9 protein-coding genes and 1 tRNA gene are annotated in these 12,170 nt (G+C 63.7%); 6 read left to right on the top strand and 4 right to left on the bottom strand.

Translation table 11 applies throughout. The features are described from left to right. Positions 1–365 precede the first annotated feature (365 nt). Positions 366–545, top strand: a complete 180-nt coding sequence (locus FBZ93_RS16610) for a hypothetical protein (RefSeq protein WP_146986967.1) — start codon at positions 366–368, stop codon at positions 543–545. Next, positions 542–1,261: a Fic/DOC family protein gene (locus tag FBZ93_RS16605; protein WP_146986966.1), complete on the top strand. Its 720-nt coding sequence runs from the start codon at positions 542–544 to the stop codon at positions 1,259–1,261. The genes FBZ93_RS16610 and FBZ93_RS16605 overlap by 4 nt, the downstream gene beginning before the upstream one ends. A 48-nt stretch (positions 1,262–1,309) precedes the next feature. On the opposite strand, the gene FBZ93_RS16600 is transcribed toward FBZ93_RS16605, so the two are convergent. Further along, positions 1,310–1,906: a TetR/AcrR family transcriptional regulator gene (locus FBZ93_RS16600; RefSeq protein WP_146986965.1), complete on the bottom strand. Its 597-nt coding sequence runs from the start codon at positions 1,904–1,906 to the stop codon at positions 1,310–1,312. Between the two features lie 94 nt (positions 1,907–2,000). On the opposite strand from FBZ93_RS16600, the gene FBZ93_RS16595 reads away from it, so the two are divergent. Continuing rightward, positions 2,001–3,296, top strand: a complete 1,296-nt coding sequence (locus FBZ93_RS16595) for an MFS transporter (protein WP_146986964.1) — start codon at positions 2,001–2,003, stop codon at positions 3,294–3,296. Between the two features lie 15 nt (positions 3,297–3,311). Here the strand turns inward: FBZ93_RS16595 and FBZ93_RS41950 are convergent, their stop codons facing one another. Further along, the gene (locus FBZ93_RS41950) at positions 3,312–4,103 is read right to left on the bottom strand and encodes a DUF3047 domain-containing protein (RefSeq protein WP_433995417.1); all 792 of its coding nucleotides are present in this window, start codon (positions 4,101–4,103) and stop codon (positions 3,312–3,314) included. 573 nt (positions 4,104–4,676) lie between these two features. On the opposite strand from FBZ93_RS41950, the gene FBZ93_RS16585 reads away from it, so the two are divergent. Then, on the top strand, positions 4,677–5,720 hold the full coding sequence (locus FBZ93_RS16585) for a helix-turn-helix domain-containing protein (RefSeq protein WP_146986962.1): 1,044 nt from the start codon (positions 4,677–4,679) through the stop codon (positions 5,718–5,720). Between the two features lie 60 nt (positions 5,721–5,780). Here FBZ93_RS16585 and FBZ93_RS16580 read toward each other — a convergent pair whose 3' ends face one another. Together FBZ93_RS16580 and FBZ93_RS16575 are read right to left on the bottom strand one after the other, a co-directional pair. Further along, the gene (locus FBZ93_RS16580; RefSeq protein WP_146986961.1) at positions 5,781–8,567 is read right to left on the bottom strand and encodes a UPF0182 family membrane protein; all 2,787 of its coding nucleotides are present in this window, start codon (positions 8,565–8,567) and stop codon (positions 5,781–5,783) included. 145 nt (positions 8,568–8,712) lie between these two features. Then, positions 8,713–8,787 (bottom strand) — tRNA-Glu (locus FBZ93_RS16575). A gap of 537 nt (positions 8,788–9,324) precedes the next feature. Here FBZ93_RS16575 and FBZ93_RS16570 point away from each other — a divergent pair. Both FBZ93_RS16570 and FBZ93_RS16565 read left to right on the top strand, forming a co-directional pair. Beyond that, on the top strand, positions 9,325–9,777 hold the full coding sequence (locus FBZ93_RS16570; protein ID WP_092124185.1) for a (2Fe-2S)-binding protein: 453 nt from the start codon (positions 9,325–9,327) through the stop codon (positions 9,775–9,777). 1 nt (position 9,778) lies between these two features. Further along, positions 9,779–12,094, top strand: a complete 2,316-nt coding sequence (locus FBZ93_RS16565) for a xanthine dehydrogenase family protein molybdopterin-binding subunit (protein WP_146986960.1) — start codon at positions 9,779–9,781, stop codon at positions 12,092–12,094. Positions 12,095–12,170: the final 76 nt, after the last annotated feature.

Raw genomic sequence — 12,170 nt, 5'->3', positions numbered from 1 at the left:
CAAATCGGGTGAGGGCTGCAGGTCTCACGAGAGAGCGTAACCCCTCACCCGGCGCTGCGCGCCGACCTCTCCCAAGGGAGAGGTGGACCTCCGACGCGGCTCCGCAAGTAGCCCGCATGAGCGCAGCGACATGCGGGGACAGACCATTCCCCGGATATCGCTACGCTCATCCGGGCTACGCTTGCGGGGCGTTAATCTCTCATCGCAATGCGGCTCGATCGTCCAAGAAGCATTCCTCAACTCACTGATTTCAGGCGCCTTTCGTTAATGGAATCTCAGTCAGAAAGTGCTATATTATTGATATGGATAAGGTAACCGCCTCCTCGACTGCAGAACACATCCGGACCCTCGCCCGGACATTCCATGTGTCTTATTCCGAGGGTCCAAACGACCGCCTGGCCCATCACATTTCGCGCCTGGCCGGGGATACGGTCGAGCTGGACGAGATCGAGCGGCTACTCATTGGCCTGGTACGCGCGGAGCGGATTACACGCCAGGAAATGATCCTTCTTCAGGCCCGCTATCTGCGTGAAGCCAGGCCGTGACGTTTGATCCGTTCGGCGACTTCGACGCGCGCGGATACCTACGCAATCTTGCCCAAGAGAAAGATCCTGCGATTGTAAGGAGGCTCGAACATGCCTCCTTCACGACCGGGATAGACGATGCATTCGCGGCGCTCCAGAAAAAGAAGGCCCTGACCTACGCTGACGTACTGACCACGCATAAGACGCTCTTCGAAGCCATGTATCCGTGGGCTGGGCAGGACCGCCTTCAAACGGCACCGGACATCGCCGTCAGTCGCGGCGGGGTCTTGTTCGCGCATCCCAACTCCATCCAGAACGCAATCGAATACGCTCTGAAGCTCGGCAACGATTCCAAGACCATGCGCGAGAAGCCCGGTGAGGTCATGGGCTATCTGGCTTACGGCCATCCCTTTCTGGATGGCAATGGCCGCACGATCATGGTCGTTCACTCCACCCTCGCTCAACGCGCCGGCTTCAGCATCGACTGGGCCGCCACAGACAAGACCGCCTACCTTCAAGCGCTCACAAAAGAGCTCGACGACCCCGGCCAAGGCATCCTCGACAATTACCTCGAACCCTACGCCCGCCCGGCGGTGAGCGATCTCAAAGAACACATCGTGGCAGCCAAGGGACTCGATGGAGGCAGGGGCGAGACGGACGCCATTCGCGGAAGCAACGACGACCCGGCGATACAAGCCGAGTACAAACAGCAGCAGCTCAAACGCCACTCGGAATAAACTGCCTCAAGCGGCTCGCTTACGAGCATTTGCCGCTCGCTACGAGCATCACCCCTTCGCAACGCTCGCATCGATCAACATCTTCGCCACCGTGAGCGCGGATTGCGCCGGCCCGTCTTCGGACTGCTGACCGGTGCTGTAGATGCCTTCGATCAGCAGCAGCAGCGCGTCGCCGAGCACGGCGGGGTGACGCGCGCCCATGTTGCTTGCGAGCTCGCGCAGGCGCTTGCGGAACAGCTTCTTGTGCGCTTCGGCGACCTGCCGCGCTGGATTGTCGCGCGCCGGATATTCGATCGTTGCGTTGCTGAGGCCGCAGCCGCGATAACCCTCGCGCACCGCGCGCGTCGAGAGCACGCGGATATAGGCCAGCACGTGCTCGCGCGGATCGCTGTAGGATTTGCCGCCGGGATTCTCGAACTTCTCCCAGAAATCGAGGTCATAGTCGCGCATATAGGCGGCGGCGAGATCGTCCTTGGAGGCGAAGCTGCGATAGAGGCTCGGCTTGGTGACGCCGGCGCGCTCGACCACCTCGTCGACGCCGACGGCGCGGATGCCCTCGCGATAGAACAGCTCGCTGGCGGAGGCGCGGATCCGGTCGGCGGCGCGCAAGGGGCGCTCCGCTGACGGTTCGACGGCTTTCTTCATGACGCTCCTTTCGGATCCTTCCCGCGACCCTCTTGACAATGTTACTGACCGGTACGTATACACACCGGCATCGCAACACGTACCGGTAAGTAACATGTCCAGCGCTGCCCTTCAAGAAGCTCCGGTCCGCCGGCGCCCGTTCGGCCAGAATTACGCATTCGTCGTCGTCGCCGTGATCTTCCTGGCGCTGCTCGCCTCCGCAGGCTTGCGCGCGACGCCGGGCGTCCTGATGCTGCCGCTGCAAGGCGCGTTCGGCTGGGATGTCGGCGTAATCTCCTCGTCCGCCGCGGTCGGCATCTTCCTCTACGGCCTCGCGGGGCCGTTCGCCGCGGCGGTGATGCAGCGCTTCGGCATCCGCCGCACGGTGCTGGGCGCGCTGCTGCTGATGTCGGCATCGACAGGCGCGAGCTATTTCATGACCGCGCCATGGCAGCTGTTCCTGACCTGGGGGCTATTGTCCGGCATCGGCTCGGGCGCGGTCGCCAACGTGCTCGGCGCCACCATCGTCAATCGCTGGTTCACCACCAATCGCGGCCTCGTCATGGGGCTTCTGACCGCGTCGACCGCGACCGGCACGCTGATCTTCATGCCGGGTCTTGCGGCGCTGGTGGCGTGGGGCGGCTGGAAGCCGGTGGTGCTGACGGTCGCCGCCTGCTGCGCCGCGCTGATCCCGCTGGTGTATTTTCTGGTGCCGGAGCGGCCCGCATCCATCGGCCTGCGCTCGTTCGGAAGCCGACATGACGATCATGTCGCGCCGCCGGCGCAAGGCAATCCGTTCGTCGCCGCGATCAGCAACCTCGTGCGCGCCGCGCAGACACGGGCGTTCTGGTTCCTGTTCGCCACCTTCTTCATCTGCGGCTTCACCACCAACGGCCTGGTCGGCACCCATCTGATCGCGTTCTGCGGCGATCACGGGATCGTCGAGGTGCAGGCGGCGGGCCTGCTCGCGCTGATGGGGTTCTTCGACCTGTTCGGCACCACGCTGTCGGGCTGGCTCACCGATCGGTTCGATCCGCGCAAGCTCTTGTTCTTCTATTACGGGCTGCGCGGCCTGTCGCTGATCTACCTGCCCTATTCGGATTTCTCGCTGGTCAGCCTGTCGGTGTTCGCGGTGTTCTATGGTCTCGACTGGATCGCGACCGTGCCGCCGACCGTGCGCATCGCCAATGAAGCCTTCGGCGACAAGAACGCGCCCTTGGTGTTCGGCTGGGTGGTCGCCGGCCATCAGCTCGGTGCCGCCTGCGCCGCGTTCTTCGCCGGCTTCATGCGCTCAAGCCAGGGCGATTATCTGCAGGCCTTCATGATCGCGGGCCTGACCGGCATCATCGCGGCCGTGCTGTCGCTCTTGATCACGCGGCGGCCGGCGCAACCGGTGCTGGCCGCGGCGTGAGGCTCCCTCCTCACGCTAAACCCTGTGCACGGCGTTGTCGCCGGTGGTGACCTTGATATCGGCATAGCGACAGGCGCCGTGGCGGCGCTGAAACGGCGCCACGGCCAGCAGCCAGATCTTCGAGATCGCCTGCGCCGAGCCACCGATATGGGCGGCGTAGTCTGCCGCGATGTCGCGCTCCTGCGCTTGCCAGGTTCCGAGGTCCGCCTTCCCGGAACGGACGATCATGTGGGTCTCGATCGCTTTCCAGGCGGGCAACGGGCAGCGGAAGACCTTGCCTTCCGGCAAATGCTCGCTCCAGATGTAAGTCAGGTCCTGGCCATCCTCGAACTTCACGCCGATCGAAAGATAGTCGTGGGTCGCAGCCTGGTCCTCCGCGACGACGCTTGGCAGTTGGTCGATTTTCCAGCGCCATGCGAGCCGCGGACCGGAGGCCAACGCAAGCGACAGCGGCCGCTCTATGATGCTGACATGGCCCGCGGTGTCGCAGATGATCTCGCCGTCGGCGCCCTGGCTGAAGACCTCCTGTCCACCTCCGAACCCGAGCAGGTTCGACCAGCCTGCCGGCAGCTTGCCGCCACGCTGAAGACGCGCGAGTTCGGACTTGAGCACACCGCCGACGTCGCCATGCGCCAGCAGGCTCCTGACGCCCGCAGCGGCATCGCCGCGCCACAGCAGAGCGATCCCGGTGATCCTGACATCCGCCTTCCTGTAGATATCTTGCGGCGTTGCCAGCACGCCGTCTTCATTGGCCCATTCCGCGGCCGAGCGCGCGACCTCGATCCGTCCATCGTGGGAGGCCGTCATGGTCCCTGTATCGAGCATCGGATTGTAGATCGGCAGCTGCCCGCGCGTGCGCGCGTGGAAGACGAGGCCCGGACCGAACCAGAGATCGTGTTCGCGCGACAGCCACATGCGACCGCCCAGGAGGAACGTCATCTGTTGGCCCTGCGCCGCGTCGAGACCGAGATCGGTCCACGGCAGATCGGCGCCGTTGATCTCGAAAACCCTAGAGGCCAGAACCTCCGGCGAACTCGCCCTGGCGATGATATCCTTGATCCCGCTCACCAGGTCCGCTGCAGCCGGACCGCCCTGCTCGGCCGCTTGCGCCGGGCGCAACGCAGGTCCGGCAAAAGGCAGCACCAGACCGAGCGCCGATGCGCGCAACATCGCATCACGTCGGGAAATTTTCCCGATGCGGCCGGCCGGCGACGACACGCCAAAACCAAGACAATCGAAGCACATGCATTCCTCCCTGGTCCCGCTCGTCGCCGGCGTTCGGCCGTGTTCATCGCTGGGATTTCGAATGCTATGCTTTCGCCGCGAATTCAGCCTGCCATGATGTGCCGATGTGGCGGCCAATTTGGCGCGTGAGGGCAGATGCACCAGACTGGTTACACACGTGCGAGCACGCTTGGTCCGATCGCGGAGGTCGTGACCGCGGCCGGTGGATCGATCGCGCGAGTGTTTCGCCGCGCCGATCTTCCGCTCGGTTTGCTCGACGCGCCTGATGCGCTGCTGCCGCTGCGCGATCATTTCCGGCTGTTGATGGTGACTTCGCGGGAATTGCACGACGAAGTCTTTGCAGTCCGGCTCGGCCGCCAGACGTCGATGGCGGGGCTCGGAATTTTCGGCCGGTGGGTGGCCCAGGCCCCGACCTTGCTCGAGGCGATCCACCGCGCCGGAACGAGCCTGCCGCACATGCTGCAGAACGCCACCCGGCTGGTCGTCCGCCGCCATGGCAGCGAAATTCATTGGTCGTATGAATTGAGCGAGCCTGCGCGCGACGGGCGCCTGCAGAACGAGATGCTCGCCATCTGGTACATGATCGCTGTCGTCAGGCATTTTGCCGGCGCCTGCTGGCTGCCGAGCCGGATCATCTTCGCCGACCTGCCGAACCGGCTGCGATGTCCGATCGGCGCGTTGACGTGTACCGACACGGTTAGTGGCAACGCCGCCAGCGCGATCGTGTTCGATCGGCGGCTGCTGGCGGCCGTCAATCCAAATCTCGGCGAGGGCGATGGGCTGCGCGCCAGTGAGCTCGGACGCATCTTCGACCTGCCGGATCCGGAAGACCTGCCGGGCCGTCTCTCCGTGCTGATCGAATTGGAGCTGCTCGGCCGCCGTCCGACCCTGTCGAGCATCGGAAGCCGCTCGGGCCTCACACCGCGAACATTGCAGCGCAGGCTCGGCGAAGCCGGACTGAGCTACCGTGACCTGCTGCGAAACGCGCTGCAGCGACGCGCAATGAGGTTGCTGGGCCAGAAGGACCGCTCGATCGGCGAAATTGCGTCAATGCTCGGTTATGACGACCCCGCCCACTTCAGCCGGGCCTTCGAGCGCTGGAGCGGGGCTGCTCCCACCCGCTGGCGGCGCCTGCTTGAATCGGGAGTTCGGCCCGGAACCAGCGGCTCGCCAGGATGATGGCGCCGCGATCGTCCTTTCCGAATCGGAGGCAGCACCAGGCTTGAGGAGCCGGGAGCACTAATGGCCGGAGGAACGTCGGTTCATGTCCTCCAAAAGCTCGCGCATTGCATCGAACTGCGTGCCAAAGCCCTTCCAGTCGCCGGACCGCAATCGTTCAACGGCCCGATTGTAGCGATCGAGCGCCTCCCTCGCCTGGCTCGTCGACGGGCCTGTGAGAGGCATGTCCTCATTCGCACCCGGGACCGGCCGCGCCGCGCCGGGCTCGACGAACAGAGCCGACAAGGCCTCGCCGAGCGTCTCCTTCATCACCACATGTTCGCCATAGGCCGCGATCACCCGTTTCAGCTCCGGCAAATGCCCGTACTCCGCGCGCAAATAGAGCGGCGATACGTAAAGGATCGAGTTCTCGATCGGTATAGCCAGCAGGTTCGCCCCACGTATCACCCGCGAGCCCATCTGATTCCACAGAGTCAGCTGTTGCGATATCTCCGTGTTCTGATTGATCCGCGCCTCGATCTGGAACGGCCCGTAGACGAGCTTGTCCTTCGGGAATTCGTACACGATCAGCTTGCCGTAGTCGGGCGCATCGCAACGCGCCGCCAGCCACGCGATCATGTTGTCGCGGCGGCTCGGCACCATGGGAACCATGAGGAAGAACTCGGCCCGCGCCTCGCCGGGCAGCCGCATGATGATGTAATATGGGCTCATCACCGAGGTGCCGCCGCCGCTGCCCGGCTGGCGCGGGAATTGCCAGAGATCCTCGCGATTGTAGAACACTTCGGCGGCCTCCATGTGGTAGGTCTGGAACAGCCGCGCCTGAATCAGGAACAGGTCCTCCGGATATCGAATGTGCTTCTGCAAGTCCGCGGGCATCGCCGCGAACGGCTTGAACAAGTGCGGAAAGATGCGCGCGTAGGTCGCCGCAATCGGGTCCTTGGGATCCATCAAATAGAAATCGACGGTCCCGTGATAGGCATCGATGATGACCTTCACCGAATTCCTGATGTAGTTGAGATCGAAATCCTGCACGGGCGGCGCCGACGGAAAATAGGAACTCGTCGTATATGCGTCCTGTATCCAGAACATCCGCCCGCCGCTGATAACCAGATAGGGATCATGATCGAGCATGAGGAACGGCGCGATCGCGGGTACCCGCTCCCGAATATTGCGCCAGATCATGATCCGGCTCTCCGGCGTGATGTAGTTCGAGAGCAAAAGGTTCGGATCGTTGAAGTAGTACGCGAACAGCATTCGCCACGCCACTGAGCCGATCGGAATGCCGCCAGCACCCTCATACTCCGCATAGACGTTGTCTTTGCCTTTCGGATAATCAAACTCCGGCGCACCTCCCTTGACGATGACGTAGTCGTCGCTCTCCTCGCCGAAATAGATGCGCGGCTCGACGATCCTGGGGCCTCCGTCCGCAACCGGCGGAATGTCCCGCAAATAGAACAGCGGCAGACCCTCGGTGCTCTTGCGGGTGACCGGGCTCATCACCGCGCCATTGCCGTGGGTGAACAGCACGTGGCGGTTGACCCATGTCTGCGCATTTGGCGGCAGGAGCGAGGCGCGCAGCTCGCGCGCCGAGAGCATTACACTCTGGTAGGAATCGTCGAGCCAGTAGCGGTCAACGTCGAGATCGTGGAATCTGTAGTAGGTGCGGATCTCCTGCAACTGCGCGTAGGTATCCGACAAGGGCAGCCAGTCCCACAGCCTGATATTATCGATTGTCGCCTTGTTGGCGTCGAGCGTCTTGAGGGTAAGCTTCTGTTCGGCGGCAAAGGGCTTGGCTACGATCTTGTCGAGATCGTACGCCTGCCGGGTGAGCGCGATATTGCGTTCGATGTAGGGCTTCTCCAGCTCCAGCTCGCTTGGCTTGACGAAGAATTGCCGGAACAGCGCGGGGACGACGCCGGACAATGCCAGGGTGCCGATGGCAACGAGCGCGACTGCCGCCGCCGGAAGCCGGTAGCCGCGCGCCCGCAGGTTTGCCCACACGACGAGCGCCGCGGTGATCGAGAGGGCGATCATGAGCCACAAAGCCGGCAACCCCACATGCACATCGGTGTAGCTTGCGCCGACCACAACGCCGTTGTCGCCGTAGAGCAGCAGATAGCGGTCGAGAGCGTAGGACCAGGCCTTCACCGCGAAGAGAAGGCCGAGCAATGCCGAACCGTGGGCGATCGCCATGGGCGACATCGACCGGTGACGAACGTCGTATTCGATATCGCCGCGAGCCCAATAGATCGCTGCGGCGAACACCGCGCCCAGGACCAGGGTGAGCAGGATCCAGTTCTTGATCAGGACATAGGCGGGCAGCGAGAACAGGTAGAAGCCGAGGTCCTTGTTGAAGAGCGGATCGTCTGCGCCATAGGGCGCCTGATAGAGATACCTCAGGAAGATGCCCCAATAGCCGACTTCGGCCGCCGCGACGAGCAGCGCGAGCAAGGCCGCCCCGCCTGCGACGATCGCGGACCACGGCAGTCGATCCAACAACTGCGCAAACGGATCCGGCGGCGCGCTGCCCGCGACCTGCCAGACGGGCGCCGCGGCAACCTGTGTCGACCGCTTGCCGGCCAAACGCAGCGCGAGACACCCGTTCACCCCGAGGATGAGGGCCGTTCCCGTCCAGGCCGCAGCAAAGGTGGCAACCTTGGCGCCGATGGTTGTCCAGAAGATTTGCAAATAGCCGACCGACGAAAACCACAGCCAGTCGACCAGGAAATCGCTCGCGAGCGCGAGCAGGATCAAGCAGATCACAATGGCAATGGTCGCAAGGATCAGCCTGACCACGCCACTTTGTCGTGGTGCCTTCCGTTCGGGTCCGGTAATCCCGATCGTCATGGCTGCAATCATAGCGGAAAGCAGGGGCGTCTGCCCGCCTGATTGGGACCGGGATTCCACGGAGTGCAAAACAGCCCGCGCGAAATCACGCTCCCGCGACGAAGCCGCTTCGGACAAGGCTCAAGGCTATGGAATGGCGCGGCTTTGGCGCTCCCTAGGGGAATCGAACCCCTGTTTCAGCCTTGAGAGGGCCGCGTCCTAACCGCTAGACGAAGGGAGCGTTGAGGGACAGGCAATAGCCTTGAAATCCCCCCGCCGCAAGATGGCTTGTGCATTGCGGCGGGGATTTTGTCATCCATGCTTTACAGACCGGGCCGGCGGTTTCGGCGTGGACGGGGTCCCAAACGGGCCAAGCCCGGGTGCCTCAGCGCGTCGCATCCGCACGGATACAGCGATGCGGCCGCGTCGATTGCATGACGGCCACCTCCGGATGTCATGTCTGCGTCGCACACGGCCCTGCTTTTGACAAACCGCAAATGCAAAACAGCTGCCTCTAGAACACCTGCCTGTGAAGTCACGCGACGCCTTGCTCTGCTAACATCGCAGCCCTTCACCATGCTGCGCCGGGCAAGGCGCTCGAGAAGCGAGAGGAGTGCTTGGAACAAAGCGCAGAACCTTGGCGCACGACAATTTGGCTCACCAACATCTTCACAAACATCTTGGCAAAAACAAACATCAGCGCGGCCGCAGGCGATGGAAGACGTTCCGCACCTCGCGCCGCAACCGGTCAATAGCTTAGGCAGAGCGAGGACAGACCATGATCAAACTAAAAATCAACGGCCAGGAACAGAATTGGGACGGCGACCCGGATCTTTCGCTGCTCTGGTATCTGCGTGACGAAGCCGGCCTCACCGGCACCAAGTTCGGCTGCGGCCAGGCGCTGTGCGGCGCCTGCACCGTGATCATCGACAAGGAGGCGGTGCGCGCCTGCATCACCTCGGTCTCCGACGTGGCCGGCCGCGAAGTCACCACCATCGAGGGGCTGCACCCGACCGGCGACCATCCGGTGCAGAAGGCGTGGCGCCAGGTCAATGTTCCGCAGTGCGGCTATTGCCAGGCCGGCCAGATCATGCAGGCCGCGGCGCTTTTGGACCAGAACCCGAAGCCCAATCACGACCAGATCCGCGAAGCCATGTCGGGCAATATCTGCCGCTGCGGCTGCTATCAGCGGATCGAGAATGCCGTGCATCTCGCATCGACGGGGGTGTGACATGAATATCCGCACCAATCCCAGCAAACTTCGCGGCTTCGAGAAGCATGTGAAGGTCGAGAACCTGTCGCGCCGCAGCATCCTCAAGGGGCTCGGCATCGCAGGCAGCTTCGTGCTCGCCGCGCCGGTGATGACGCGCCAGGCGTTCGCCTATGAGACCGGTGCCGGCAAAATGCCGCACGGCGTCGTGGTCGATCCGCGCGTGTTCGTCGCGATCGCGCCCGACGGCGTCGTCACCATCCTGGCACATCGTTCCGAGATGGGCACCGGCGTGCGTACCAGCCTGCCGCTGATCGTCGCCGAGGAAATGGAGGCCGACTGGTCGCGCGTCCATGTCCAGCAGGCGCATGGCGACGAGGTCAAGTTCGGCAACCAGGACACCGACGGCTCGCGCTCAACGCGGCACTACCTGATCCCGATGCGCCAGATCGGCGCCTCGGCGCGCGCGATGCTGGAAGCCGCCGCCGCCAAGAAGTGGGGCGTGCCGGTCACTGAAGTGAAGGCGCAGAACCACGAAGTGGTCCATAGCGCGAGCGGACGCAAGATAGGCTTCGGCGATCTCGCCGCCGATGCCGCCAAGGAGAGCGTGCCCGACATCAAGGGCCTCAAGCTGAAGGATCCGAAGGACTTCCGCTATCTCGGCAAGGGCCAGGTCTCGATCGTCGATCTGCACGACATCACGACCGGCAAGGCGCATTACGGCGCCGATATCCGGCTGCCCGGCCTGAAATACGCGGTGATTGCGCGTCCGCCGGTCACCGGTGGCAAGGTGAAGTCGTTCGACGACGCTGCTGCGATGAAGGTGCCGGGCGTCGAGAAGGTGATGGAGGTCAAGGGCTGGCCCTGGCCGTCCAAGTTCCAGCCGCTCGGCGGCGTCGCCGTGATCGCGCGCAACACGGGCGCTGCGATCAAGGGCCGCGACCAGCTCAAGATCGTCTGGGATGACGGCGCCAACGCCAAATACGACTCCGTCACCTACCGTGCGTCCCTGGAAGAGGCCGCGCGCAAACCCGGCCTCGTGGTGCGCAAGGAAGGCGATGTCGATGCGGCGTTGAAGACCGCCGACAAGGTGATCACCGGCGAATATTACCTGCCGCATCTCGCCCATGTCAGCATGGAGCCGCCGGTCGCGGTTGCCAATGTGACGGGCGACAAGGCCGAGATCTGGGCCCCCGTGCAGAGCCCCGGCGGCACCCGCGAGGATGTCGCCAAGACGCTCGGGATCCCCGAGGACAATGTCACCATCAACGTGACGCTGCTCGGCGGCGGCTTCGGCCGCAAGTCGAAATGCGACTTCGCGCTGGAGGCGGCATTGCTGTCGAAGGAACTCGGCGCGCCGGTCAAGGTGCAATGGACCCGTGAGGACGACGTCCATCACGACTTCCTGCACACCGTCTCGGTGGAGCGGATCGAGGCCGGCCTCGACAAGAGCGGCAAGGTGATCGCGTGGCGGCACCGCAGCGTGGCGCCGACCATCGCCTCGACCTTCGCCGCCGGTGCCAATCACGAAGCACCGTTCGAGCTCGGCATGGGCCTGATCGACAACCCGTTCGAGATCGCCAACCTGCAGTGCGAGAATCCGGAAGCGGCCGCGTTCACGCGGATCGGCTGGTTCCGCTCGGTGTCCAACATCCCGCGCGCCTTCGCGGTGCAATCGATGGCCGCGGAGATCGCGCATGCGACGGGCCGCGACCAGAAGGACATGCTGATGGAGCTGATCGGATCGCCCCGGATCGTCAACCTGTCCTCGGTGAAAGATCCCTGGAACTACGGCGAGCCCTATGAAAGCTACCCGATCGACACCGCGCGCTTACGCAAGGTCGTCGAGTTGGTTGCCGAGAAGGGCGAGTGGGGCCGTACCGTGCCGAAAGGCCACGGTCTCGGCATCGCGGTGCATCGGTCGTTCGTCAGCTACATCGCGACCATCGTCGAGGTGGCGGTCGACGACAAGGGCAAGTTCACGGTGCCACGGGTCGACACCGCGATCGATTGCGGCACTTACGTCAATCCGGAGCGGATCAACTCGCAGATCGAAGGCGCTGCGATCATGGGGCTCAGTCTCGCCAAATACGGCGAGATCAGCTTCAAGGACGGCAAGGTGCAGCAGAGCAATTTCGACGACTTTCCGGTGATCCGGATGGACGAGTCGCCTGTTATCACCAACGTCTACATCGTGCCGCCCGGCGCCGACACCCCGCCAAGCGGCGTCGGCGAACCCGGCGTGCCGCCGTTTGCCCCGGCCTTGATCAACGCGATCTTCGCCGCCACCGGAAAGCGCATCCGCGCATTGCCGATCGGTAAGCAGCTGGAGACCTGAGGCTGGTCTATCGCTAGACCAAAAGATCGGACGCCCGCGACGCTTTGTTCGCGGGCGTCTTGCTTAGAAGGCACGA

Origin of the sequence: Bradyrhizobium macuxiense (genome assembly GCF_007993935.1) — a bacterium.
GTDB classification, from domain to species: Bacteria; Pseudomonadota; Alphaproteobacteria; order Rhizobiales; family Xanthobacteraceae; genus Bradyrhizobium; species Bradyrhizobium macuxiense_A.
This window is presented reverse-complemented; position numbering and strand designations above follow the sequence as displayed.

Bases quoted from the DNA above. Each gene is read 5' to 3' on its own strand.
- FBZ93_RS16600 (WP_146986965.1), bottom strand. From the start codon at position 1,906: ATGAAGAAAGCCGTCGAACCGTCAGCGGAGCGCCCCTTGCGCGCCGCC.
- FBZ93_RS16580 (WP_146986961.1), bottom strand. From the start codon at position 8,567: ATGACGATCGGGATTACCGGACCCGAACGGAAGGCACCACGACAAAGT.
- FBZ93_RS16595 (WP_146986964.1), top strand. From the start codon at position 2,001: ATGTCCAGCGCTGCCCTTCAAGAAGCTCCGGTCCGCCGGCGCCCGTTC.
- FBZ93_RS16585 (WP_146986962.1), top strand. From the start codon at position 4,677: ATGCACCAGACTGGTTACACACGTGCGAGCACGCTTGGTCCGATCGCG.
- FBZ93_RS41950 (WP_433995417.1), bottom strand. From the start codon at position 4,103: ATGACGGCCTCCCACGATGGACGGATCGAGGTCGCGCGCTCGGCCGCG.
- FBZ93_RS16565 (WP_146986960.1), top strand. From the start codon at position 9,779: ATGAATATCCGCACCAATCCCAGCAAACTTCGCGGCTTCGAGAAGCAT.
- FBZ93_RS16570 (WP_092124185.1), top strand. From the start codon at position 9,325: ATGATCAAACTAAAAATCAACGGCCAGGAACAGAATTGGGACGGCGAC.